This window comes from Paenibacillus artemisiicola, assembly GCF_017652985.1.
Taxonomy (GTDB): Bacteria; Bacillota; Bacilli; order Paenibacillales; family Paenibacillaceae; genus Paenibacillus_Z; species Paenibacillus_Z artemisiicola.
On sequence record NZ_JAGGDJ010000004.1, the window covers coordinates 49,313 to 74,461 of the forward strand.

The 25,149-nt window shown below is 61.1% G+C and carries 25 protein-coding genes; 7 read left to right on the forward strand and 18 right to left on the reverse strand.

Features of this window, described 5'->3' with window-relative positions:
• Nucleotides 1-109: 109 nt before the first annotated feature.
• From phoU (I8J29_RS08635) to I8J29_RS08655, 5 genes are all read right to left on the reverse strand, one after another.
• Nucleotides 110-769 carry a phosphate signaling complex protein PhoU gene (gene phoU, locus I8J29_RS08635; RefSeq protein WP_208847220.1) on the reverse strand — a complete coding sequence of 220 codons (660 nt, stop codon included), beginning with the start codon at nt 767-769 and terminating at the stop codon, nt 110-112.
• A gap of 23 nt (nt 770-792) precedes the next feature.
• Nucleotides 793-1,551, reverse strand: a complete 759-nt coding sequence (pstB, locus tag I8J29_RS08640) for a phosphate ABC transporter ATP-binding protein PstB (RefSeq protein WP_208847221.1) — start codon at nt 1,549-1,551, stop codon at nt 793-795.
• Between the two features lie 18 nt (nt 1,552-1,569).
• The gene (pstA, locus tag I8J29_RS08645; protein WP_208847222.1) at nt 1,570-2,457 is read right to left on the reverse strand and encodes a phosphate ABC transporter permease PstA; all 888 of its coding nucleotides are present in this window, start codon (nt 2,455-2,457) and stop codon (nt 1,570-1,572) included.
• Nucleotides 2,454-3,332, reverse strand: coding sequence for a phosphate ABC transporter permease subunit PstC (pstC, locus tag I8J29_RS08650; protein ID WP_420831109.1), 879 nt, complete (start codon nt 3,330-3,332; stop codon nt 2,454-2,456). Before pstC (I8J29_RS08650) ends, pstA (I8J29_RS08645) begins: the two co-directional genes overlap by 4 nt.
• A 166-nt stretch (nt 3,333-3,498) precedes the next feature.
• Nucleotides 3,499-4,473, reverse strand: a complete 975-nt coding sequence (locus I8J29_RS08655) for a phosphate ABC transporter substrate-binding protein (protein WP_208847224.1) — start codon at nt 4,471-4,473, stop codon at nt 3,499-3,501.
• Between the two features lie 189 nt (nt 4,474-4,662).
• Here I8J29_RS08655 and I8J29_RS08660 point away from each other — a divergent pair, with 189 nt between their 5' ends.
• Nucleotides 4,663-5,562, forward strand: a complete 900-nt coding sequence (locus I8J29_RS08660) for a LysR family transcriptional regulator (RefSeq protein WP_208847225.1) — start codon at nt 4,663-4,665, stop codon at nt 5,560-5,562.
• Between the two features lie 505 nt (nt 5,563-6,067).
• Here the strand turns inward: I8J29_RS08660 and phoU (I8J29_RS08665) are convergent.
• The 13 genes from phoU (I8J29_RS08665) to I8J29_RS08725 form a co-directional block, all read right to left on the reverse strand.
• On the reverse strand, nt 6,068-6,727 hold the full coding sequence (gene phoU, locus I8J29_RS08665; RefSeq protein WP_208847226.1) for a phosphate signaling complex protein PhoU: 660 nt from the start codon (nt 6,725-6,727) through the stop codon (nt 6,068-6,070).
• A 37-nt stretch (nt 6,728-6,764) separates the two neighbouring features.
• Complete coding sequence (gene pstB / locus I8J29_RS08670) at nt 6,765-7,535, reverse strand: phosphate ABC transporter ATP-binding protein PstB (RefSeq protein ID WP_090641954.1); 771 nt, start codon at nt 7,533-7,535, stop codon at nt 6,765-6,767.
• A 191-nt stretch (nt 7,536-7,726) separates the two neighbouring features.
• Nucleotides 7,727-8,878: a methyl-accepting chemotaxis protein gene (locus tag I8J29_RS08675; RefSeq protein ID WP_208847227.1), complete on the reverse strand. Its 1,152-nt coding sequence runs from the start codon at nt 8,876-8,878 to the stop codon at nt 7,727-7,729.
• 128 nt (nt 8,879-9,006) lie between these two features.
• Nucleotides 9,007-9,906: a phosphate ABC transporter permease PstA gene (gene pstA / locus I8J29_RS08680; protein WP_208847228.1), complete on the reverse strand. Its 900-nt coding sequence runs from the start codon at nt 9,904-9,906 to the stop codon at nt 9,007-9,009.
• Complete coding sequence (gene pstC / locus I8J29_RS08685) at nt 9,903-10,862, reverse strand: phosphate ABC transporter permease subunit PstC (protein WP_208847509.1); 960 nt, start codon at nt 10,860-10,862, stop codon at nt 9,903-9,905. Before pstC (I8J29_RS08685) ends, pstA (I8J29_RS08680) begins: the two co-directional genes overlap by 4 nt.
• A 119-nt stretch (nt 10,863-10,981) precedes the next feature.
• Nucleotides 10,982-11,845 carry a phosphate ABC transporter substrate-binding protein gene (locus tag I8J29_RS08690; RefSeq protein WP_208847229.1) on the reverse strand — a complete coding sequence of 288 codons (864 nt, stop codon included), beginning with the start codon at nt 11,843-11,845 and terminating at the stop codon, nt 10,982-10,984.
• A gap of 45 nt (nt 11,846-11,890) precedes the next feature.
• Nucleotides 11,891-13,282, reverse strand: coding sequence for a stalk domain-containing protein (locus I8J29_RS08695; protein WP_208847230.1), 1,392 nt, complete (start codon nt 13,280-13,282; stop codon nt 11,891-11,893).
• A 473-nt stretch (nt 13,283-13,755) separates the two neighbouring features.
• Nucleotides 13,756-15,288 carry an MDR family MFS transporter gene (locus tag I8J29_RS08700; protein ID WP_208847231.1) on the reverse strand — a complete coding sequence of 511 codons (1,533 nt, stop codon included), beginning with the start codon at nt 15,286-15,288 and terminating at the stop codon, nt 13,756-13,758.
• A 27-nt stretch (nt 15,289-15,315) separates the two neighbouring features.
• A complete protein-coding gene (locus I8J29_RS08705; RefSeq protein WP_208847232.1) occupies nt 15,316-15,942 on the reverse strand; it encodes a PadR family transcriptional regulator in 627 nt (208 codons plus the stop codon).
• Between the two features lie 262 nt (nt 15,943-16,204).
• The gene (locus I8J29_RS08710) at nt 16,205-17,053 is read right to left on the reverse strand and encodes an amidohydrolase family protein (protein WP_208847233.1); all 849 of its coding nucleotides are present in this window, start codon (nt 17,051-17,053) and stop codon (nt 16,205-16,207) included.
• A 130-nt stretch (nt 17,054-17,183) separates the two neighbouring features.
• Nucleotides 17,184-18,092: a fumarylacetoacetate hydrolase family protein gene (locus tag I8J29_RS08715; RefSeq protein WP_208847234.1), complete on the reverse strand. Its 909-nt coding sequence runs from the start codon at nt 18,090-18,092 to the stop codon at nt 17,184-17,186.
• A gap of 84 nt (nt 18,093-18,176) precedes the next feature.
• Nucleotides 18,177-18,950: an SDR family NAD(P)-dependent oxidoreductase gene (locus I8J29_RS08720; RefSeq protein WP_208847235.1), complete on the reverse strand. Its 774-nt coding sequence runs from the start codon at nt 18,948-18,950 to the stop codon at nt 18,177-18,179.
• 16 nt (nt 18,951-18,966) lie between these two features.
• Nucleotides 18,967-19,725, reverse strand: coding sequence for an IclR family transcriptional regulator (locus tag I8J29_RS08725; RefSeq protein ID WP_208847236.1), 759 nt, complete (start codon nt 19,723-19,725; stop codon nt 18,967-18,969).
• 197 nt (nt 19,726-19,922) lie between these two features.
• Between I8J29_RS08725 and I8J29_RS08730 the strand changes: the two genes are divergently transcribed.
• From I8J29_RS08730 to I8J29_RS08755, 6 genes are all read left to right on the forward strand, one after another.
• A complete protein-coding gene (locus I8J29_RS08730) occupies nt 19,923-20,822 on the forward strand; it encodes an AraC family transcriptional regulator (protein WP_208847237.1) in 900 nt (299 codons plus the stop codon).
• A 94-nt stretch (nt 20,823-20,916) separates the two neighbouring features.
• Entirely contained in the window at nt 20,917-21,909 is a 993-nt protein-coding gene (locus I8J29_RS08735; RefSeq protein ID WP_208847238.1) for a phytanoyl-CoA dioxygenase family protein, read from the forward strand.
• Between the two features lie 377 nt (nt 21,910-22,286).
• The gene (locus I8J29_RS08740) at nt 22,287-22,673 is read left to right on the forward strand and encodes a DoxX family protein (RefSeq protein WP_208847239.1); all 387 of its coding nucleotides are present in this window, start codon (nt 22,287-22,289) and stop codon (nt 22,671-22,673) included.
• Nucleotides 22,674-22,766: 93 nt separating this feature from the next.
• Nucleotides 22,767-23,717 (forward strand): ring-cleaving dioxygenase, encoded by a 951-nt coding sequence (locus I8J29_RS08745; RefSeq protein ID WP_208847240.1) that lies wholly within the window; start codon nt 22,767-22,769, stop codon nt 23,715-23,717.
• Entirely contained in the window at nt 23,714-24,325 is a 612-nt protein-coding gene (locus I8J29_RS08750) for an alpha/beta hydrolase (RefSeq protein WP_208847241.1), read from the forward strand. The genes I8J29_RS08745 and I8J29_RS08750 overlap by 4 nt, the downstream gene beginning before the upstream one ends.
• A 22-nt stretch (nt 24,326-24,347) precedes the next feature.
• Nucleotides 24,348-24,956 (forward strand): flavin reductase family protein, encoded by a 609-nt coding sequence (locus I8J29_RS08755; RefSeq protein WP_208847242.1) that lies wholly within the window; start codon nt 24,348-24,350, stop codon nt 24,954-24,956.
• The last annotated feature ends 193 nt before the right edge of the window (nt 24,957-25,149 follow it).

Here is a 25,149-nt window from a genome sequence, read left to right on the forward strand (position 1 = left end):
GTAAAATCATAGGCGGCTTTTGACAAGGGCGCCTGCCCGCGCGGCATGAGGCGCTCCGCGGAATAAAAAAGACCCGGCGCGAAGTGCTCGCTCTCGGATCTTAGGGTGCTTAGGCGTTCAAATCGGGGCGCTTGCCGGTGACGAGATAGACGACGCTCTCGCCGATGTTCGTGGCGTGATCGGCGATCCGCTCGATATACCGGCCGACGAAGCTGATCAGGCCGGCCTGCGAAATCGTCTTCGGGTTGTCCATCATGACGCCGTACAGGTCGCGGATGACCTGGCTGAACAGCGCGTCGACCTGGTCGTCGTCCTGCGCCATCTTGCAGGCCAAATTGACGTTTTCCTGCACGTACGACTGAATCGACTCCCGGGTCATCTGCTGCGCGATGCCGGCCATCTGCGGGAGGTCGACCAGCGGTTTGACGAGCGTCTGGCCGTCCAGCCGCACCACGACCTTGGCGATGTCCACGGCGAGGTCGCCCATGCGCTCCAGATCGCCAGCCATCTTGAACGCGACGAGGATCCGGCGCAAATCCTTGGCGACGGGCTGCTGCGTGGCGATCATGCGCGCGCCGAGCAAATCGATGTTTTCTTCGATTTGATTCAGCTTGATGTCGTCCGCGATGATCCTTCTGGCCGAGATCGTATCGAGCTGCTCCAGCGCGCGCATCGCGTCGCCGAGCACTTTTTCCACGCGGGTTCCCATCTCGATGAGCATGGCCTTCAGCTGATCCAGGCCGTCGTCTAGCTCTTTCCGTCTAATCACGCGCAGCGCCCCCTGTTCGCCCCTTAACCGAAGCGGCCGGAGATGTAGTCGTCCGTCGCTTTCTCGGAGGGATTCGTAAAGATCTTGTCTGTTTTGTCGTACTCGACGACTTTGCCCATGTAGAAAAACGCGGTTTTATCCGATACGCGGGCGGCCTGATGCATGTTGTGGGTCACGATGATGATGCTGTAATCCTGCTTGAGCTCGGCGACGAGCTCCTCGACCTTCGCCGTCGACACGGGATCGAGCGCGGATGCCGGCTCGTCCATGAGGATGACCTTCGGCTTGACCGCGATCGAGCGGGCGATGCACAGCCGCTGCTGCTGACCGCCGGACAGCGCGAGCGCCGACGTGTGCAGCCGGTCCTTCGTCTCTTCCCACAGGGCGGCCTTCCGCAGGCAATCCTCCACGATCGCGTCGAGCTCCTTGCGCTTGCGGATGCCATGGTAGCGCGGCCCGAAGGCGATGTTCTCGTAAATCGACTTGTGAAACGGGTTCGGACGCTGCCACACCATGCCGATCTTTTGGCGGAGCAGCACGACGTCGACGCCGGGGTCGTTAATGTTTTCGCCGTCGATCCACACTTCTCCTTTGGTGCGAACGCCGCCGATGGTGTCGTTCATCCGGTTCAGGCTGCGGAGAAACGTCGACTTGCCGCATCCGGACGGCCCGATAAGCGCGGTCACCTCGCGGGGCGCGAAATCAAGCGACACGCTCTTGATGGCCTCTTTCTCTCCGTAAAACACGCTGAGGTTGTTGGCCGACAATCCTGCCTGCTGCATGCTTGATCACTCTCCCCTTTATTTGGTGGCCGTAAATTTGCGGTGCAGGTACCGGCCGAACCAGCGTGCCGAGAAGTTGAAGATCAGCACCATGATGATCAGCACGGCGGATGCGCCCGCGGCGATTTGCGAAGCGTCCGGCGCGAGGCCTTCGCTGTTGATTTTCCAGATGTGCACGGCGAGCGTCTCGGCCGGGCGGAACGGATTCAGCGGCGAGAACGGGCTGAGCGGGTTCCAGTTCGTGAAGTCGAGGCGCGGCGAGCTCATGCCCGCGGTGAAGAGCAGCGCGGCGGCTTCGCCGAAGACGCGGCCCGAAGCCAGGATCGTCCCGGTGACGATGGCCGGCGTCGCGATCGGAAGCATGACCGACGTGATCGTCTTCCAGCGCGAGAGGCCGAGCGCGAGGCTCGCTTCCTTCTGCTCGCGCGGCACGCCTTTGATCGCCTGCTCGGTGATCCGCACCATAAGGGGCAGGTTGAAGACCGTCAGCGCGAGAGCGCCCGAGAACAGCGAGAAGCCGAGTCCGAATACGTTGACGATGACAAGCAGGCCGAACAGGCCTACGACGATCGACGGGAAGGACGACAGCACTTCGACGATGAGGCGAATCGCGTCCGTCAGCTTGCCCGGACGGGCGTACTCGCTCATGTAGATGCCGGCGCCGAGGCCGAGCGGAATCGTGATGATCAGGGTCAGCACCAGCAGGAACAACGAATTGAACAGCTGCGGTCCGATGCCGCCGCCCGCCTTGATCGTCTGCGGACCGCTGGTCAGGAAGTGGAAGCTGATGTGCGGCAAGCCGCGAAAGAGAATGTAACCGAGCAAGCCGGCCAGCAAAAGCACGATAAGAGCGGATATGGCGATAATGACGGCGGTTGCGATGCGGTCTGCGGTTTTGGCGCTCATCGGCTATTTCTCCTTTCCAGCAAGCGGACGATAAAGACGAAGACGAACGTCATGGCGAGCAGAATCAAGGCCAGCGACCACAGGGCGTTGTTGTGCGTGGAGCCCATGACCGTGTTGCCCATGTCGAGCGTGATGACGCTGGTCAGCGTGGAAGCCGACTCGAACAGGGAGTGCGGGATATGCGGCGCGTTGCCGATTACCATCTGGACGGCGAGCGCTTCGCCGAACGCGCGGGACATGCCGAGCACGACGCCCGTGAGCAGCGAAGGCAGCGTCGTCGGAATGACGATGCGGTAAATCGTCTGCCAGCGGGTCGCGCCGAGCGCGAACGAGCCTTCTTTCAGGCCGCGCTGCAGGTTAGACAGCGCGTCGGTCGCGATCGACGTGATCGTCGGCAAAATCATGAACGACAACACGATGGCACCGGCCGCGATCCCGATCCCTTGACCCGGAAATACGTTGCGCAGCAGCGGAACGACGACGCTCAGACCGACGAAGCCGAAGACGACGGACGGGATGCCGGCGAGCAATTCGATCACCGGCTGAAGGACGCGCTTGCCGAGTCCGGGCATGATTTGCGTCATGAATACGGCGGCGCAGCAGCTAAGCGGCGCCGCGATAACGGCGGCCAGCAGCGACGTGCTGAACGAGCCGAAAATGAACGGCAGCGCGCCGTACAGCGGAATTTCGCCTTCCGGATCCCATTTCAGTCCGCTGAGCAGCCCGCCGAGGCTGACACCATCCGTAATAAACGTAGCCAAGCCGCGGGAAGATACGAAGTATACGATCGCGCCGATCGTCACGACCAGCACGACGATGCACAGGGTCGTAAAGACCTTCCCTACCCACTCTTCCATGACGTGCGGTTTGGCCATATTGCGTGCCGTTCTCGGTTTTACGCGGGACTGATCATTCACAGCGGGCTGCTCCATCGTTTCATCTCTCCTTCAAGTACGAACATGATCGAAACACAAGTCAATTAGAGGCGGAATGGCTCCACCTCTAATGACTGAATGCGTTATTCAATTCCTAAGGCCGTTCTTATTTCGTGACGTTGCCTGCGGCGTCGCGCTTCACTTGCATTTTCGTAACCGGGATGTAGCCCAGTTCGACGACGTCGGCGTTTTGTACTTCGTCGCTCATGATGTAGTCGAGGAGCGCTTTCGTAGCGGCGTCAGGCTCGCCTTTCGTGTACATGTGCTCGTATGCCCATACCGGATACGTGCCGTTCACGATGTTGTCTTCTTTTGCTTCGACGCCTTCGTATTTTACCGTTTTAACCGTATCGTCCAGGTAGGAAAGGGCCAGGTAACCGATCGCTCCGGGCGTATCCGTTACGTATTTTTTAACCGTGCCGGAAGCATCTTCTTGGATGGAGCCCGGGATGTCTTGGGAAGCCGTGCCCAGCGCGTATTTCTCGAACGTTTTGCGCGTGCCGGAGCTGCTTGGACGGTTGATGATCGTGATTTTCTCGTCTTGGCCGCCCACGTCTTTCCAGTTCGTGACTTTGCCCGTGAAGATGTCGACCAGTTGCTGCTTCGTCAGGTTGTCGACCGTTACGCTTTTGTTAACGACTGCCGCCATGCCGACGACCGCTACTTGGTGGTCAACGAGTTCTTTCGCTTTGTCGGCGTCCGCATCGACGAATTTCTCTTCGGCGAAGATGTCGGAGTTGCCGATCGTTGCTTGTCCGCCTTGGACTTGCGTCAGGCCCGTGCCGCTGCCGCCGCCTTGGACTTGAACCGTGATGCCGCTGTATTTGGAGTCTTCCATGAATTTCTTCGATACTTGATCGACAAGCGGTTGAAGAGCCGTGGAACCTGCCGCCAGAATGGAACCGCTCAAAGCCTCGCCGCCTGCATTCGAACCGCTGTTGCCCCCTGCGTTCGTTCCGCTGTTGCCCTCGTTCGTCGTGCCGCTATTTGCAGTGTTGCCGTTGTTCTCTTTGTTAGAGCCGCAAGCAGCAAGCCCGATCGTCAACATGAGCGCTACAACAATGAATAATGCTTTTTTCATTCCGTTCTTTTTCTCCTTCCGCTTTCCTCTGCGGTTATTTGTTCTTACAGGAGCTATTGTACGGTTCCCTTATTAATTTGATATTTCCTTAGTGTTAACGGAATGCTAAAACTACATAGATAGATTGAATACTAGAGTTGGGTATTATAAATTAATTGTATAACTGAAACGATGGGGAGTTTAAAAATCATGAGCATATTAAGATTGCGGATTTTAGTGCTGCTCGGCGAGCTAAAAAAAGTGACGGCTGTCGCCGACGAGATCGGCGTCAAACAGCCGACGGTCAGTTTTCATATGCGCAAGCTCGAGGAAGAATGGGGCGTTCCGCTCTTCGAGATCAAAACCGGCAAGGTGCTCCTGACGGAGCCGGGCAAAATGCTTTACCGCTATGCCGTCGAGATCAACAAACTCTATAAAGAAGCGCAGTCTCGCTTCCAGTCCTTCCGCGAGCACGGCAAACACGGCTTCGTGATCGGCAGCACCGACGCGGCTTCTTCGCTGCTGTTCGGCCGCGACTGGCATGTCCGGGCGGCGGACGCCGCGCCGATGCGCATTCAACTGCGGACCGGGCCGCACGACGCGCTGCTCGAGCAGCTGTTGACCGGCGCGATCGACCTGCTCGTCAGCGGCGGCTTCTCCGCGCGCGGCGCCTTGTCTCAGCTGACGTACGAGGATCTCGGGGAAGAGCGGCTGCTGCTGTTCATGGGCGACCGGCATCCGCTTGCGGACAGCGCCTCCATCCCGCCCTACAAGCTGGCGGGGTACCGGTTTGTCGAGCTCGCGGATGCTTCCCTGCAGGAGGCGCTTCGCGTCTGGGAACAGCACGAGAAGCTGTCGCTCGCCTTCGACTGGTCGACCGACCGGGTCGACCTCGCGCTCGCCGCCGCGGAGAACGGCGGCTCGCTGACCGTTCTTCCCGCCTCGGCGGCGCTCCGGGCCGCCGGGACGCTGCAGCACGTGCCTTTGCCGGGTCGTCCGGTGACCCTGCAGCTGACGGCCGCCTGGCGCTCCGATTATTGGAATCTTCCGCTGCTGCAGCGGATCGTGGGGTTACTATCGAGAACGACCCCTAAGGCCACGACCCCCTAAGGGCACGACCCCCTAAATCCCCCTCGCCAGGGGGACCCCGAGGGCCCCGGCCCTCTGGACACCTGGATGGCATAACGTCGGCGGGACAGAGCAGCGCGCTTGGGGTACGTGGGTGCCGGGCCTCGTTTTCGTCCCTCGCGGGACACACTTGACGGTTGCGCTCGCGAGTTACCTGGTGTCCCTGGCGGGACCATGGGAACGCGATGCGCCGCAGAGACGCTCGGGAGCTGCGGCGTGCAAGTCCCCGCTTTCGTCCCTGACGGGACACGCTCCACGGCGTTTTGGCAAGCCGGCACCTGCGGCTGGCTTGCTTATTTGGCGGCAGGTCCTCGCCGCTTGTAGAGCAAGCCGCCGCCTGCGGCTGGCTTGCTTATTTGGCGGCGGGTCCTCGCCGCCGAAGTTGGTTAAGCCTGCCTGCGGCAGCCTTGGTATAACGCAAGAGCCGTTTACGGAAGCTAACTTTAGCTTCGTAAACGGCTCTTTGTCGTTTGTAAGGATAAAGAGATTAGGAGTTCAGGTCGGGTCTTACGCCCGTCACGAGATAGACGACGGATTCTCCGATGTTCGTCGCGTGGTCGGCGAAGCGCTCGATGTAGCGGCCGACGAAGCTGAGCAGGTTCGCTTGGGAGATGGTCTTCGGATTCTCCATCATGAGCGAGAACAGCTCGCGCGTGATCTGCGAGTACAGCGCGTCGACGAGATCGTCGTCCTTCGCCATCTTGTACGCCATGTTCACGTTCTCCTGCACGAACGACTGGATCGACTCGTACGTCATCATCTGCACGATTTGCGACATGCGCGGCAGGTCGATGAGCGGCTTGATCAGCGTCTGGCCTTCCAGGCGGATGACCGTCTTGGCGACGTCGACGGCCAGGTCGCCCATCCGTTCGAGGTCGCTCGCGATTTTGAACGCGACCAGAATGCGGCGCAGGTCCTTCGCGACCGGCTGCTGCGTCGCGATGAGCGTCGAGCCGATCTCGGAAATTTTCTCTTCGAGCTTGTTCAGCTCTTTGTCTTCCTTCACGATGCGTCTCGCTTCATCCGCATCGACGCGCTCGAGCGCCTCCATCGCTTGGGCGATCGCCGTTTCGACGCGGCGGCCCATTTCCACGATGAGGCCGTTCAATTCTTCGAGTCCTTGATCGAACTCTTTGCGTTTCGTCATCATTTTCGCGTCCTACGTCCTCTCCGTTTTGCTGGTATCAGCCGAACCGGCCGCTGATGTAATCTTCCGTACGCTGGTCGCGCGGGTTGGAGAACAGCTTCTCCGTATCGGAGAATTCCACGACTTCGCCGTTAAGGAAGAATACGGTTTGATTGGATACGCGCGCCGCTTGGTGCATGTTGTGCGTGACCATCACGATCGTGTATTTGTCCTTCAGCTCTTGCGCGAGCTCTTCGATCTTCAGCGTGGAGATCGGGTCGAGCGCGGACGTCGCTTCGTCCATCAGCAGCACGTCGGGGTTGACCGCGATGGCGCGCGCGATGCACAGCCGCTGCTGCTGGCCGCCGGAGAGGCTCAGCGCGGAGCGCTTCAGGTGATCCTTCACTTCGTCCCACAAGACGGCGGAGCGCAGGCTCGTCTCGACGATCTCGTCCAGCTTCGCCTTGCTGCGGATGCCGTGCAGGCGCGGGCCGTACGCGACGTTGTCGTAAATGGATTTCGGGAACGGATTCGGCTGCTGGAACACCATGCCGACCTTTTTGCGGAGCGTCTCCACGTCGACCTCCTTGGAGTAAATGTCCGCGCCGCCGATCGTGATTTTGCCTTCGATCCGGGTGTTCGGAATCATGTCGTTCATGCGGTTGAGGGTCCGCAGCAGCGTCGACTTGCCGCAGCCGGACGGACCGATGAAGGCGGTGATCGCTTTCTCCGGAATGTCCATGGTGACGCTCTTCAGCGCCTGGAAGTTCCCGTAGTACAGGTTCAATTTATGAATGTCGATCAAGGTTTGCGAAGCGATGGATTGCATACCGTTCTCCTCCGTATCGGTGGTGGACGTTCGTCCTTTAAGACCAAAGGCTGAAGCCGTTTCGCCGCCCGAAGGCGGACGCGTCCGGCGAAGAGGCCGGACTTCCCGTTAATCGTAGCCGCGAATTGTAAATCGCGGATAGTCGTTTTGTTAACGCCATGTAAAAATTCTTGCAAACGCGCAAAGGATCGTTACGAACGGCCCTGCATGTCCCCGATCAGCGCATCGATGCGCTCCGTGACCTGCTGCGCGTGTTCGTAGGCTTCGTTCGACAGCCGGCCGATCTCGGCGGCGCTGCCGCTGTTGCCCGACGCGGCGTGGAACAACTGCTGGAACACGCCGGCCGCTTCGTTGACGTACGTCTGGCTGGATTCGGCTTCCGTACGGCCGAGCCCGACGAGACGGACGGTTTCCTTGACCGCCTCGAGGATGGACCCGATCAGCCGGTTGATGTCGTCCGCGGACGCCTTCGTCTGCGTCGCCAGCTGCCGCACCTCGTTGGCCACGACCGCGAAGCCGCGGCCGTGATCGCCCGCGCGCGCCGCTTCGATCGTCGCGTTCACCGCCAGCAGGTTGCACTGGTCGGCCAGCTCGCGGATCAGCTTCGAGACCGTGCCGATCGAGCCGGCGCGCTCCTGCAGCTCGCCGATTTGATGCTCTTGTATGTTCGTCCGCCGCGACATGCTGTCGATGGCGGCGGAGACTTTGTCGAGTTCGTTCTTGCCTTTCAGCGTCAGGTCCAGCATCTCCCGCGACATCGTTTCGCCCTTGGCCGAGGCGTCGTGCACCTCTTGAACCGAACGGTCGATGTCCCGGATCATGCCCTGCGCGCCTTGCATGATCGCGATCTGCGCCTGCACCGTCCGCTGCTGCAGCAGGCGGGACATCTTCAGCAGGTCGGACATCGTCAGAATGCCCATGAAGCGCCGGTCCTCCGTCACGATGACGCAGTCGTACAGCGTCTTGTCTTCGCGGCCGAGCGCGAGATCGAGCAGCTCCTGCGGCGAAATGTCACGGTCGACGATCAGCGGCTGCTTGTCCATCAGCCTGGCGATCGAACGGCCGTAGTAGATTTCCCGGCCGAAGCGGTGCGTCTGGATGATGGTCAGCCTGTTCTTCATGACGAGTCCCAGGGGCCGGTCGTCCGCATCGCAGACGACGACGCATTCATGGTCCGGTGCCGACGCGAACCGGCCGATCACTTCTTCGCACGTGTGGGCGGTCGCGACGATCGTCGTCTTGCGGACGAACGGCAGCATCAGATCATGATTGTCATCGTGCCGTGCCGGTTTCGCCGCACCTCCAGGCCCGATTCCTTTCGATTCCACCACAGCAACGCTCATGCTCAGCACTCCCTCTCGTCTAGCTATCTATTGTAGCTATACTATAGGACTTAAGCATTATCGCATATGCCGGATATTGTTAGTTGAGTGTTAAAATTCCGGGTATTTAGACATAATCCGACTTGATATCAACGCATCTTGCGCGCGTTCATCCAGAGCGGAACCCGGAACACGATGTTGATCAGCAGGACGATAAACACGAGCACCGCCGCGGATTTCTCGGCGATCAGCTGCGCGTCCGGCACGATCGCTTCGGACTGGACGTACCATAGGTGAACGGCAAGCGTCGCGCCAGGGGACAGCGGATTAAAGTCCCACATGACGCCCGACGACGTCACGCCGCCGGTCAGAATGATGACGGCGCTCTCGCCGAACGCGCGGCCCGCCACGAGGCAGATCCCCGTCACGATGCCGTTCAGCGCGACCGGAATCAGGACGCGGCGAATCGTCTGCAGATGCGTGCTGCCGAGCGCGAACGAAGCGTTCTTCATCTCCGTCGGCACGGCGCGGATCGCTTCCTCGGTCACCCGCGTCAAGACGGGCAAATTCAGGAACGCGAGGCTGACCGCCGCCCCGAGAATCGTCAAGCCCAGATCGAGCGTCTCGACGAAGAGGACGATCCCGAACAAGCCGAAAATGATCGACGGCACGGACGCCAGGCCTTCGACGCAAATGCGGATGAACGCGATAAATTTATTCGCCGGCGCGAATTCCGCGAGATAGATGCCGGAAGCCATGCCGAGCGGAATGGAAATGATCAGCGAGATGATCAGCACGTAAAACGAGTTGAAGAGGAGCGGTCCGATGCCCCCGCCTTCCATGATCTCGCTCGGTTCGCCGTACAGGAAGCCGAGGCTGAGCTTCGGCATCCCCTTCTGGAGAATCGTGAACAGCAGCGCGATGATGAACAGCACGGTGAGGATGCCCACGGCCCAGACGATGCCCGTGAACAGCTTGTCGTTGAACCGGTTCAAGCCGCGGCGGGAGGAAAAGGGACTCGCGGCCGTCGTGGATTTCTCTGCGCTCATGATTTCACTCCTTTGCCTTGAAGCAGACGCACGGCCACGATCATGATGAGGGAGATCACGAGCAGAATGAAGCCCATCATATACAGCGCGTAGTTCCACGTGGAATCGAACGGCACGTTCGGAATTTGCATGACGATGTTGCTCGTCAGCACGGACGTCGGCTTGAACAGCGCGTCGGCCAGCTGCGGCGTGTTGCCGATGACCATGACGACCGCCATCGTTTCGCCGATGGCGCGGGCCATGCCGAGAATGACGGCATACATGATGCCGCTCTTGGCGGCGGGAATAACGACGCGGATAATCGTCTGGAACCGCGTGGAGCCGAGCGCGTAGGACGCGTCGCGGTACTTCTTAGGCACGGCAACGATGGAGTCGTCCGTGATGCGGCTGATCGTCGGTAGCACCATGATCGTAAGCACGATGCCGGCAGCCAATATGCCATCGCCCAGGTTGGTGCCCGTCAGCGAGCGCAGCATCGGAATCAGAACCGTCATGCCCAGAAAGCCATAGACGACGGAAGGAATGCCGACGAGCAGGTCGAGTACGGGACGCAGCGCGTTTTTCAGCCAAGAGGGCGTCATTTCCGATAGGAAGACGGCGATGATCACCGACAACGGCACCGAGATGACCATTGTCAGCAACGTAAGGGCAACCGTGCCGAAAATAAAGACGAACGCGCCGTACTGTTCGTTCTCCGGCACCCAATCCGTGGAAAAGAAGAAGGTTTTCAGCGAGACGGTTTCAAACGTCAATACGCCGGTGCGGCCCATCAAAAGCAAAATCGAAAACAAAATCAAACAGACGAATACCGCGCTCGCGATGCACGCGATCTTGAACGCGCGGTTGTAGAACGACAGCCGCGCTTTGCGGCCGAACGCCTTGCCGGACGAGCTTTCCAGGCTCCGGCCGAGTTCATGCCCTGAGTAAACGGTGCCGGAGTTCGGCACTTCCATCATACTCATATCCAACCCTTCTCCTCTCGTGTCATAAAGAGAAGCCAGCTTCGCGCCGAATGTGCAGAAGCTGGCTTCGCTTGTTCCTCTTATTCAAGCCGTGAAGATGAGGTCGTGCTGCGTTATTTTTTCATTGCCGCGAGCGGGATGAATTTCAATTTTTTCAGGGAGCCGTTTTGGAACTTCGTGCTTTGCACGTAGTCGATGAACGCTTTAACGGCGCCGGTCGGTTGACCTTTCGTCATGTAGTAGCCGTACGACCATACTTTGTACGAGCCGTTGATGACGTTGGCTTCCGTCGGAGCGACGTTGTTGATGCTGACGGCTTTCATTTTGCTGCCCGATACGTAGACAAGGTCGATGTAGCCGATCGCGCCCGGCGTCGTTTCGATGGCCGTTTTCATGTCGCCGCTCGATTTAACTTCTTTGTAGTATTTGCCCTTCGTCATGAAGTCCGTGCCGTTCAGAGCTTTCAGTTGGAAGTTGACGCGCGTGCCGGAACCGAATGCGCGGTTGACCACGACGATGTCCGCGTCTTTGCCGCCGACTTCTTTCCAGTTCGTGATTTTGCCGGAGAAGATACCGGACAGCTGGCTGTTCGTCAGGCTGGATACGCCGACATCGCTGTTCGTAACGGCCGCGAACGGAATAACCGCGACTTTATTGGCTACTTGACCCGTGAATTTGCTGAAGCCCGGCACGTCGGTCGAAGCGTCCCAGTCGCAAGCGCCGATGTCGGCGATGCCTTTGCGCACGGATTGCGGGCCCGTTACGGAGCCTGCCGCCGATGCGGAGATTTTCACTTTCGGATTCAGCTTCTTGAACTCGTTGGCAGCTTGCAGCGTAAGCGGGAGCAGTGCCGAAGAACCGTTGATGACGATGCGGCCGCTCAGTTTGCTTGCCGCGCTTGCGGCGGATACGCTGCCGAACGTAAGGGAAACCGCCATCACGGCGAGACCGACATTTCTAAACCATTTTGCTTTCATTGTTGTTATTCTCCTCTCGATATGGAACGAAAATGGATGTTGGGATTACTTCGAGATGCGCTTCAGGCTGCCGTCTTGCACGACGAACGTTTGGTCGTCGACGATGACCGCTACCGAACCGTTAGGAGCCGCTACGACTTCGGTTACGTTGCCTTCCAGGTTGCCGATTGCCTTTACCGTGCCGGATGCGTCAACCGAGCTCAGCGTCGTTTTGTCGCCTGCGTCCGTCAGGGCGTAGATCGTGTCGCCCGCGATCGTCGCCGCGAGCACGTCTTTGTCGCCGATGACTTTCGCGACGGTTTTGTCCTTCGCGACCGATACCAGCGAAGAAGGCTGGCCGTCCGTGATGCTGACGAAGAATGCCTTGGAGCCGTCTTCCGCCGCGCCCACGAAAATTTTGTCGTCCGTCGACGTCGTCAGCTTCACCGGCGCCGCGTCCTTCACGGATGCGTCGAAGAAGTAGACTTGCGGTTCCGTGCCCGTCGTGTCGATCGCGACGTCGTCTTGGTCGACCGGCTTGTCGGGAGCCGTCACGGCGCCCGGCTTCGTCACGGTGTAGTAGAACTTCGTGCCGTCCTTGGACACGCTCAGGTTCGCTTTGTAGTCGACCTTGTCGTCGAGCACTTTCGCGATCGTGCCGTCCGCGACGTTCAGCTTTTGAATGACCGTGCCTTTGTCGCCTTGCAGGAAGTAGATCGCGCTGCCGTCTGCCGACCATACGAGCTCGGGCTTGATGTTGGCGTCCGCGGATACTTGCTTACTCGTGAACGTCGGGCTCGTCAGGTCGATCACGTTGACGGAGCCGTCTTCGTTCGTGTAAGCCGCTTTCGTGCCGTCCGGGGATACCGTCAGCTCGGAAGCCGTGTCGGAGCTCAGCACTTGCTTGTACGCGCCCGTCTTGGCGTCGACGATATAGTCGATGCGGCCTTCTTCGGTAAGCGACGAAGCGAGCAATTGGTTCGCGTTGATCCATGCGATGCTGTCCGCGTGAATCCGCTGGACGGAGTCGATCCAGATTTGGCCGGCGTCGTCTTGCTCGGCGTCGACGCTGAACAGACCGACGAAGTCCGCGACCGAGATATAGTAAGATCCGTTGACGTTCGCGACCGCTTGCTCCAGTTCAACCGGCTGGCCGTCGACCGTCGCCGCTTTCGAATCGGCGTGCAGCTCGATCGCGTGACCTTGGAAGTAAGCCGTTACGCCGGCTTTCACGTTGACGACGAACAGGGCGCCCGTTGCCGAACCGAGGTCGCGCAGCGATACCAGCGTAGCGCCGTTCGATTGAATCGAGCGAATCGTGATCGATGCGTCGTTCACCATTACGTTAAACGAAGCAGGTGCGGTTACCTGCGTCGTTGCGGCGGAAGCCACGCCGATGACGGACGTGCTGATCGCGGCTGCAAGCGCGGAAATCAAAAGCGTTTTTTTCATGGACATTGACTGTGATCACCCTTCTGGAATAGGTTTTGGCCTTCGTCTTTATGTACAAGACTGATTATAGGAAGGCATTGTTAAACGGCCGTCAATAGAATTCCAAGTATTGTTAAGTGACCGTTAATCTATTATGGAGAGATTGTTAATATTCTCCACATGGCGAGATTGATAGAGCAGCGTTATCTGAATAATCGCGAAATTAGGCACAAAGACGCGCGGATTCGCGGCATAGGTTCCATTGACGGTTCGGACTGCCGTACCGGTCGCCGCCGGCGAAACGAGCGGATTCGCCTATTTTCGCGCCCCGCCGCGCCCGAAACGAAGCGTTCCGTCAGCCGCCTGCGCGCCGTTCCTGATTCCTCGAACACGGGCCGAAAGCATGAAAAAAAGCCCGGCGCCGAGCGCAGGGCTTGGGTCATCGGGCTTATATTCCTCCGCTCGCCCGGTCCCGCTAGGGACGACGGCGTGCGGATCGATTAATGCGACGATGGCGTATAATCCGCGTGTTCCATCTCGCTCAGCTTGGAGCGGCCCATGAAGAAGGCGAAGAACAGGGCGAGCGCGGAAGGAATGATCGCCCACGCGAAGGTGTGGGTAATCGAATCCGACAGGCCGGACGTGATCTTGTCGAGAATGTCCGCCGGAATGTGCTTCCGCATCTCGGGCGCCAGAATCGCGCGCGGATCGCTCAGGTTGACGCCCTGGGGCATCTGGCTCGTCTCCTCGGCCGTGAACAGCGACGCGAATTTGTTCATCATCGTGTGGCTTTGGATGATGCCGAACACGGTGATGCCGATCGTCATGCCGAGCGACCGGAGGAAGTTCAGCGTCGCGCTGGCCGTCCCGCGCTCCTGCGGCGGGAAGGAGAAGATGGCGGCGTTGCTGAGCACGGAGAACGAAGCGCCGATGCCGAGACCGACCAGAATCATGAAGATGACGACCGTATACCTGTGCGACTCCACGCCGAGCGTCGTGAGCAAAATGTTGCCCACCGTCAGCAGCGCGAGCGTCGGAATCATGAGCGAGCGGAACGTCGTCTTCATCATGAGCGCCCCGCCGAAGGAAGCCGTCACGACGGACCCGAGCATCATCGGCAGCAGCACGAGGCCGGAATCGGTGGATTTGCCCCCGAACACGCCTTGAATGTAGATCGGAATGTAGATCGACGCCGTGACGAACGCCGCCCCGCTGAACATCGCGATCGCGTTGCTGCTCCAGTAGAGCCGGTCGCGGAACATGCTGAACTTGATGATCGGCTCCTGCGCGGCGCGCTCGAGGAAGACGAACGCGACGAGGAGCACCGCGAAGCCGGCGAACAAGCCGAGTATCACGGCGGAATCCCAGGCGTACTGCTTGCCGCCGAGCTCGAGCGCGAACATGAGGCAGACGACCCCGCCGACGAGCGTGACCGCGCCGCCCCAGTCGATGCGCTGCTTGCTGTGCTGCACGGACTCTTTATAGAAGAACGCGATCATGATGAAGGCGATCAGGCCGAGCGGCAGATTAATGTAGAAGACCCATTCCCATTGGATATAGTCGGTAATGTAGGCGCCGAGCAGCGGCCCGAAAATGCTCGACATGCCGAAGACGGCGCCGAACAAGCCGCCGAGCTTGCCCCGGCTCTCCGGCGGCACGGCGTCGAACATGATCGTGAAGGCGATCGGCACGAGCGCCCCGCCGCCGATGCCTTGAATCGCGCGGTAAATGCTCAGCTGCACGATCGAATCCGCGGTTCCGCACAGGATCGAACCCAGCATGAAAACCAAAATCCCGAATACGAAAAATTTCTTCCGGCCGTACATGTCGGACAGCTTGCCGAAAATCGGCATGCCCGCCATCTCGGCGACCATGTAAGCCGACGTCACCCAGACGAATTTGTCGAGGCCGCCAAGCTCCCCGACGATCGTGCCCATCGCCGTGGCGACGATCGTGTTGTCCATCGACGCCATCAGGATGCCGAGCAGCAGGCCGGCGACGACGATGCCCACGTTCTTGCGTTGTGCACTCATTGTTTGTTTCCCTCCAACAGGTTCTTTTTAAAGCAGCTGCAAATCTTCGCCCTCCGGCACCGTCATGTGCCACCGCGTCTCGCCGTCCGACCGTTCCGTCAGGACGCCGCCGCGGATGTCCTCCTTGAACGCCAGCAGCCATTGCAGCTCGGCTTCCAGCTGGTGGACGACGAATTCCGACTCCACGACGAAGATGCGCGACAGCCCCTGCGACCTCGCGAGCTCGATGCCCGCGCGCCGTTCGACGATCGTCTTCCGAAGAAAGCCAATGCGCCGTTCGACGAGCTCGGCGGTCTCGAGCGGCGGGATGTGCCCGATGAACGCCAAGGCCGCCGGAAAGCGCGGATACTCCATCGCCGGCTCGTACACGAGCTCGCGGAGCCAGTCGTGGAAGCCCGTCCGGCCCTCCCCGGTCGGCGCGTAGATCGTCCGTTCCGGATGCCGGCCTTCGCGCTGCGTCTCGAGCGGCACGATCCACCCTTGCTTCAGCAGCCCCTCCACGACGGAATACAGCGAGCCGTTGTTCAGCTTGATGACGTCGGGGATGCCCCGCTGCTTCATCGTTGCGGAGATCTCGTACGGATGCATCGGTTTCTCATGGAGCAGCGAAAGGACGGCGAGCGCCAGCATGTTGTTCACTCTTCGTTTGGCCATCGGATCCGGACTCCTTCGAAACGAAATTGACATCGCATAGTCAAGTTCGACTATACGGAATGGAATGAGCGCTGTCATCGGTCTGGAGACGTAACCGTCAAAAGGAGCGCGATCCCCGTCGATGATGCGGCGCGCAAAAAAGGCCTCCGCCGCGGGCGGAAGCCTCGATTGCTGCCGGTCGTTCGTTCACTCGACAAGTTGGCCCGCATGGATCGCCGCAGGCCCGGCGGCATGCGGACGGGTGCCGGCGCGAGGCGAGCGGTCAATCCTTCAGCTTGTAGAACGCCGCCGCATTGCCGCCGTATAGGGCCGCGAGCTGGGCGTCCGTCAGCCCTTCCGGCAGCGCCGACACCAGCACGGTCCGCACGTCCGCGTAGCTGCCGGCCAGCAGGCACACCGGCCAATCGCTGCCGAACAGGACGCGCTCCGTGCCGAAACACGCGACGACATGCCGCACGTACGCGGTGAATTGCTCCGGCCGCCACGACGCATGGTCCGCTTCCGTCAGCATGCCCGATAATTTGCAGTACACGCCGGGATGCGCTTCGGCGATCGCCTGCATCCGGCTCGCCCACGGCTCGAGGACTCCTTCGCCGATCCGCGGCTTCGCGATATGGTCGATGACGGCGTGCAGATCCGGCACGCGCTTCAACAGCTCGATCGTCTCCGGCAGCTGATGCTCCAGCAGGAGCAGGTCGACGGGCAGCCCGATCTCGGCCAAATACCGCAGCGCCTGCAGGCTGTGCGGCTCGAGCGCCTCGGAGGCGTCCTTCATTTCCTGCAGCATGACGCGGATGCCGACGAACTTCGGATGGGCCCGGAAGATGCTCAGCACGTCGCGCCAGTTCGAATCGCGGAAATCCAGCCAGCCCACGACGCCCGCGATCGACGGCGTCCGTTCGGCGAGCTCCAGCATGTACGCGGTCTCCGCATGCGTCCGCGCCGCCTGCACGAGAATCGTCCCGCTCACGCCAGCGCGCGCCAGCTCCGGCTCCAGATCGGCCGGCCCGTAATCGCGGTACAGCACCGGTCCCGCCTCCGGCGTCAGCCATCCGTAGTCGCCGCGGTCCAGCGCCCAATAATGCTGGTGCGCATCGATGATTCGGCTCATAATCGGCACCTCGTTCTTCTAAATTATTAATCGGACTCGAACCGATCCTCGGAGCGTAGTCGACATGTAGAAAAAGCCCGCCGCCGGCATGCATCGGCAGCGGCGGGCGGGCGAATCGAACGGGTGCGCGTCAGACCGTTTCGGCCACGAAGCGGTTCGTCAGCTTGCCCAGCTTCTCGATTTCGATCGTCACTTCGTCACCCGGCTTCAGGTATACCTGCTCCGCTTCGGGCAGCCCGAGCACGACGCCTTCCGGCGTGCCGGTCAGAATAATGTCCCCCGGCACGAGCGTCATGTGCTGCGAGATATAGCTGACGATCTCGTCGCAGCGGAAGATCATGTCGGAGGTGTTCGAATTTTGCCGCACGTCGCCGTTCACGACGGCTTTGATCGCCAGGTCGTTCGGATCGCCGACTTCGTCCGCCGTCACGAGGTAAGGTCCGAGCGGGCTGAAGCCGTCGCACGACTTGCCGAGCAGCCATTGATGCGTGCGCAGCTGCAGGTCGCGGGCCGACAGGTCGTTGACCGCGCAGTAGCCGAAGACGTGGCCGAGCGCGTCTTCCTTCGAGACGTATTTGGCGTCCTTGCCGATGACGATGACGAGCTCGGCCTCGTAATCGAGCTTGGACGTCACTTTCGGCACGGCGATGTCTTTCAGATGACCCGTAAGCGTGTTGTTGAATTTGTTGAACAGGATCGGGAACTGAGGAATCGGCGCGTTCGTCTCTTCCGCGTGTTTGCGGTAGTTGAGGCCGACGCAAATGATCTTGTTCGGCGCCGTCACGCAAGGCGCCCAGTCGATCTCCTCTTCGCTGCGGATGTAGGCGTCGCCGCCCGTCGCGGGCAGCGATTCGATGAAGCCGCGAAGCGTGGAGAGCGCGCTGTCGCCGCCGTTAATGACCGCCATGACGTCGGTCGGAAGAACCGATGCCGCCCGCGAGCCTTCGGCCGCCAGCGCCAGCTCGACGTCGATGACGCCGCGGTCCGTGACGACGCCCAGCGTGCTGCGCCCCTGCTTCGAAATGCTGATCAATTTCATGTCGATAATCCCTCCCGGATAATTGTAAGGCTTAGGATGACGGTGCTTGCTTGCACGACCGCAGCCGGATTCCGGCTGCGATTGCTAGGCGTTCTTGCCGGATACGACGCCGCCGTCCACGTACAGCGGAGCGCCCATGACGAACGTGGATTCGTCGGACGCGAGGAACAGCGCGGCTTTCGCCACGTCCTCCGGCAGGCCTAGCTCTTCGCTCAGCTGACGCTTCTTGAGGCCGGCGATCGCCTCTTCCGGATTGTCGTACGACGTCTTCAGGTAGTTCTCCACGAACGGCGTCATGATCGTGCCCGGCAGCAGCGCGTTGACGCGGATGCGGTACGGCGCGTAATCGACCTGCATCGACTTCGTCAGCGCCAGCACGGCGCCCTTCGTCGCGGCGTACGACGCGCGGCGGGCCAGACCTACCTCCGCGATGCACGACGACATGTTGATGATGGAGCCCTTGCGGCGTTCCATCATGTGCGGAATGACGTACTTGCTCGGCAGGAAGACGCCCCGGATGTTGACGTTCATGACCCGGTCCCACGCTTCCGGCTCGATCTCGTGCAGAACGCCGACGCCGCTGATGCCGGCGTTATTGAACAGGACGTCGATGACGCCGTATTCGGCGATGATCGCGTCGACCATCGCGGACACGTCCGCCGGGTTCGTGACGTCCGCGCGGATGAAGATCGCTTCGCCGCCCGCCGCTTCGATCTCCTGCACCGTCTGGGTGCCGTTCGGCTCGGACAGGTCGTTGACGACCACCTTCGCCCCTTCGCTAGCGAACAGCAGCGCGGTGCTCTTGCCGATGCCGGACCCCGAGCCCGTGATGAGAATGACTTTGTCTTTCAACCGCATCGTATACTCCTCCTCGTTATGAACGCGCTTCGGACAATCGGCGGGCCAGCGCCGTGATCTCCGCCCGCGCGTCTTCGCCTTTCGTTTCCCATTGATGCAGCAGCATGGAACAGCTCACCGCGGCCGGCGCCTGGCCGGCCCCGCCCGGGATGACCGCGGCGACGCACCGGAAGCCCATGACGGACTCCTGGTCGTCGAACGCGCAGCCCTGCGCCCGGATTTCGCGGAGCTGCCGAAACAGCGCCTCGCGGTCCGTGAACGTATGCGGCGTCAGCGCAGGCAGCGCCCGCTCCGGGAACAGCCGCAGCAGCTCGTCCTCGCCGAGCTGCGCGAGCATCGCCTTGCCGAGCGCCGTCGCGTGCGCCGGCAGCAGCATGCCCGGCTCGGACTGCAGCCGGACCGGCGAGACCGCTTCCGCTTTGCCCAAGTACAGCACCTGATTGCCCTCCAGCCTGGCCAGCTGGATCGTCTCCCGCAGGCGGTCCCGCGCGGCTGCCGCTTCCGCCTGGAACGACCGGTTCAGGTCGTAATTCTTCGCGTACGCGGAGCCGTAAGCGGCGAACGCGCTGCCGAGCGCATACGTGTCGCCCTCGCCCCGCTTCACCCACTGCAGCGCTTCCAACGTCGTCAGCAGCGAAAACATCGAGCTCTTGTTGATTTCCAGCCGCTTGGACAAATCGATCAGCTTGTGCCGGGACGGCTCTGCCGCAAGCATCGCAAGCACTTTATCGGCTTTCTCCAGCGCCGGAACCCAATACTTGCGTTCCTCCGGCATGCCGCCAACCTCGCTTTCATTGGTTTCGTATGCTAAACCAACTTTAATATAATAAACCTGCTGATCTAACTATAGCTCGCCCCCGCCGCATTGACAAGACAAAATTGAAGCGCCTTCAACCTCCGGGCTATAATGGGTACAGGCCGCGGCGGCGAAGACGTTCGCCGGCGGCCGGACGCGAAAAGGAGGAAGCCGCCATGAACGAGGAACGGGACAGCTGGCCTTACGTGCATGTCGTCGGGGACATCATCGTCGGCAAAGGCACCACGCTCGGCCCGCGCAGCATCCACGACTACGAGCTCGTCTACTTCCCCGAGGCGACGGGCACCGTCTACGAATGGGAGGGCGTGCCGCACGAACTCGGCTATCCGTGCTTCGTCTTCACGCGGCCCGGCGAAAGCCACCGCTACCTGTTCGATCGCGAGCGGACGACCCGCCACCTGTTCGTCCACTTCGACTACGGCGCGCTGCGCGGTCGCGACGAGCGGTTCGCCGGCATGCTGCAGCCCGGCTTCCACGTCGTGCCCGCCCGGTACGGCAGCCTCGTCGCCGGCATCATGCAGCAGATCATCGTAGCCGCCGGCTATCAGGCGCATCATTGGAAGCGGCGCCTCTCCGCGCTCGTGGCCGCCGCGATGGAAGAGCTCGCCGCGTATGCCGCGAACACGCCCGAATTCGCGTCCGCGAGCTACCCCGTGCAGATCTCGCGGGGCATCGCCTACATCGAGGAGCATCTGACCGAACCGGTCACGATCGAACAGATCGCCCGGCAATCCGGCTGGTCGCACGAGCATTTTACGCGGATGTTCGTCGCCGCCGTCGGGATATCGCCGAAGCGGATGCTGCTCGAGCGGCGCATCAATCTGGCCGAGGAGCTCATGATGATGGGCGGGAGCACGGTGAAGCAGATTGCCTTCCAGTGCGGCTTCGGGGACGAGCATCATTTCTCAAAAATATACAAACGCATCCGCGGCATCACCGCCACGGAATACATGGACCGGTGCAAGGAGCCCGTCTTCCGCTACGCCGCGATCGCCGTGGACCCGGGACGCACCTTCGCCAACCGGCATATCCTCGTCAACCCCGAGATCAAATAAAGACATCGATTATCGTCTTCCATCCATTGAAACCGCTGTCGCGAATCCGCGAAAATAAGAGTATAACGACACGTCAATGGAGGCTTGAAATCATATGGCAACTCACTACACGCCCAAGTCCCGGGCCAGGGATGACCGCTACCTCGTCGGCGTCGAGGATTACGTGCACTACCAGCGCAACGGCTATCTGATCGTCAAAGGCCTGCTGTCAAACGAAGACATCGCCGAGCTTTACGGGCTCGCGGAGCAAACGCGGCTGAAAACGGAGAAGCCCGATCAGTCGTACAAGCCGGGCGAACGGGATCCGTTAAAGGAAGAATTCAAAGCGGCCACCCGCATCCATATGCTGTCCCGCGTCGAGCCCGCCGCGGAGCGCGGCATGCTGCATCCCCGCATCCTCGACGTCACGGAAGCGCTCATCGGCCCCGACGTCTACGCCGTGCAGTCGATGATGTTCCTGAACCCGCCGGGCCGCGGCGGTCAAGGCTGGCACCAAGACTCCTGCTACATTAAGACGCATCCGGACACGCTGATCGGCGCCTGGATCGCGCTCGAGCAGGCCGACGAAGAGAACGGCTGCCTCTGGGTCGTGCCGGGCTCCAACCACGAGCCGGTCTATCCGCCGGCCGAGATCGGCGGCGGCAACGTGCACGCGCTCGACGCCTTCGCCGACTTGAACGGCGTCAGCAACGTCAGCCACCTCGACGACGAGGTGAACACGCTGTCCCGCATGGTCGCCAAGTATCCGCCGCCGATCCCGGTGCCGCTGCAGCCGGGCGACGTGCTGTTCTTCCACTCCCACCTGTTCCACCGGTCGTTCCCGAACAAGACCGCGGACCGGTTCCGCCGCTCGTATGTCTGCCACTACTGCAACGCCCGCTCCTGGGTGCCGTGGGATCATGACGGCTACGAAGGCGATTCCGGCAATTACCGCCAGATCCTGGCCCGCGGCAATACGCATCTGCCCTACGCGGAGCCCGCGTTCGGGACGGAAGTGTACTTGTACGAAGGCGCGGATTCGGACGGCAGCGTCAGCATGATGGGCATGGACAACGGCATGATGATGCCGGTCGTGCAGAAGAAATAAGCGCGGCGGCGAACGGATCGAGCCGGACGCGCATACGGTCCGGCCGCCTCTCGTAACCGAGAGGCGGCCGTTTTTGCATGCGCCGGAACATGCTCGGGAACAACTTTTGCGGATGGTGTTGACAAACGGCCGAACGCCGGTTATGATTATCTTAAATTTAAGATTATCGATTTCAAGATGTCTTCATCGAATTCCAATTGGAGGTGCGGTGTCATGTAGAACACGGCCCGATCGCATGCGGTACGAAGTCGCCCGGCGATCTCGATTATACTCGCTGCAGTCATGAATGATTGTCGTCCTGTCGCTTTCTTTTTAGCTCCAATATCTTAAATTAAAGATTATTAAATTAAAACCATAATTAAAGGAGAATGATACTCATGATGGATTTGGGATTGTTGTTGATTCGCATCGTAATCGGGCTGCTGTTCGTCGGACACGGGGCGCAGAAGCTGTTCGGCTGGTTCGGCGGCTACGGGCCGAAGGGCACCGGCGGCTGGATGGAATCCGTCGGCATCAAGCCGGGCGTCGCGATGGCGGTCGTCTCCGGCCTGATGGAACTGGTTGGCGGCCTGCTGTTCGGCGCCGGCCTGCTGACGACCGTCGGCGCGGTGCTGATCGCGCTCACCATGCTCGGCGCGATCGCGAAGGTGCACGGCAAGAACGGCATCTGGTCCACCGCCAACGGCTATGAATATCCGCTCGTCGTCCTTGTCGTCGTCATCGGCGTTGCCCTTGTCGGCGCCGGCTCGTACTCGATCGGTTAAGCAGCGCCTGACCGCACGGTTGCCAGAGCAGACGTTCCCGCGGTAAAATTTCCCCGGCACGGCCGGGCCACACCAATCCAGGAGGGATTTCACATGACTTATCAAACAGCCGGTATTCACCACATTACGTCTTTCGTTCGCCATCCGCAGGACAACGTCGATTTTTACGCCGGCCTTCTCGGCCTGCGTCTCGTGAAAAAAACGATTAACTTCGATGCGCCGGACGTCTACCATCTGTATTTCGGCAACGAGATCGGCGGACCGGGCACGATCATGACGTTCTTCCCTTCGGAAGGCGCGCGCCTCGGTAAAGTCGGGGGCGGCCAGGTCGGCTATACGACCTTCGCCGTACCGGCGGGAGCGCTGCCGTTCTGGGCGGAGCGCCTGACCCGGTTCGGCGTCGCCTTCGAGCGGACGTCGCGCTTCGGGGAAACGTACCTGCAGTTCAAAGACCGCGACGGCCTGCAGCTGGAGCTCGTCGAACGCGAAGAAGGCGCGCCGAGCAAATGGACGTTCGACGGCATCCCGCTCGATAAAGCGATCAAAGGCTTCGGCGGCGCGATTCTGTACAGCGTCCGTCCGGACCGTACGCGGGATACGCTCGAGAACGTGATGGGACTGACGAAGGTCGCGGAAGAAAACGGCCTCGTCCGCTACCGGGCGGGCGGCGATATCGGCAACGTCATCGACATCAACGCCGATCCGATGCCTTGGGGCGATCCCGGCGCCGGCACCGTGCATCATATCGCTTGGCGCGCGGCAAGCTACGAAGACCATGCGAAATGGCGCGACCACGTCATCGCGAACGGCTTCCACGCGACGGACATCATCGACCGCCAATACTTCAACGCGATCTATTACCGCGAAGCCGGCGGCATCCTGTTCGAAATCGCGACCGACGCGCCCGGCTTCCAGCGCGACGAGCCGTACGAGACGCTCGGCGAGAAGCTGATGCTCCCATCGTGGTACGAGCCGAAACGCGGCCTCATCGAGCAGAACCTGTTCCCGATCCAAGTCCGCGAATTGGAGGCGAACGAACGATGAGACATCTCTACCAACCCGGCACCGATCCGAACGCGCCCGTGCTGCTGCTGCTGCACGGGACGGGCGGCACGGAGCATGACCTGCTTCCGCTCGCGGAGCAGCTCTCCCCTTCCTCGTCCGTGCTGAGCGTGCGGGGGAACGTCTCGGAGAACGGCATGCCCCGCTTCTTCCGCCGGCTCGCCGAAGGCGTGTTCGACGAGGAAGACCTGCGCTTCCGCACGAAGGAGCTCGCCGACTTCTTCGACGAAGCGGCCGCGAAATACGGCTTCCGCCGCGACGGCATCGTCGCGGTCGGCTACTCCAACGGCGCCAACATCGCGGGCAGCCTGCTCTTCCATTACGCCGACGCCTTGAAGGGCGCGGTGCTCCATCACCCGATGGTGCCGCTGCGCGGCATGGCGCTGCCGGATCTGGCCGGCGTGCCGGTCTTCGTCGGCGCCGGGACGAACGACCCGATCTGTTCCGCCTCCGAAACGGAGGAGCTGACGGGGCTGCTGCGGGGCGCGGGCGCCGACGTGACGGTGCATTGGGAGAACAACGGGCACCGGCTGTCAGGAACCGAAGCGCGGCAAGCCGCCGCATGGTTCGCAGCGGCTTTTCCATCCTAACCCCGGAGGGAGGCTGCGACTTATGGTGACCATCGATCCGGCCGCCTTGAGCGAGCGGGACAATTACAAGCTAATGATCGGGAGCATCATCCCGCGCCCGATCGCGTGGGTGACGACGCTGACGCCGTCCGGCACTGTCAACGCCGCGCCGTTCAGCTACTTCAATATCGTGACGGCGAATCCGCCGCTCGTCTCGGTCTCCGTCGGCCGCCGCGACGGCGCGAGGAAGGACACGTCCCGCAACGCGGCGGCGCTCGGCGAGTTCGTCGTGCACATCCCCGACGAGCGGAACGTCGGAGCGATGAACCGGACCGCCGCGACGCTCGGTCCCGAGGAGAGCGAGCTCGAGGCCGCCGGCTTGACGGCGGTGCCGAGCGAGGCGGTCCGCGTGCCGGGCATCGCGGAAGCCGCGGCGCGGCTGGAATGCGTGCTCGAGCGCATCGTGCCGCTCGGCGGTACGGAGGAATCGCCGGCCTGCGATCTCTTGATCGGCCGGATCGTCCGCTACCACTTCCGCGACGACGTGTACGACGCCGGCCATATCGACCCTGCCGCGCTGCGGCCCGTCAGCCGGCTGGCCGGCACGGGCTACGCCAAGCTCGGCGAGATCTTTCACCTGGAACGCCCGTGATGCTTAACGCTTGACCATTCCGCAAGCTGCGCGCGCCGGCCGGGACCGCGCCGGCCGCCGCTACGTTCGCAAGCCCGCGATTTCGCGGGCTTTTTGCGCGTTCAGGTTGCGGTTTGCGTTCATTCGGGGTACTATCGTAACATTGAAACGAATGGGGCTGGTCCCCGATTCCCCCAATGAGAGGAATGGAACG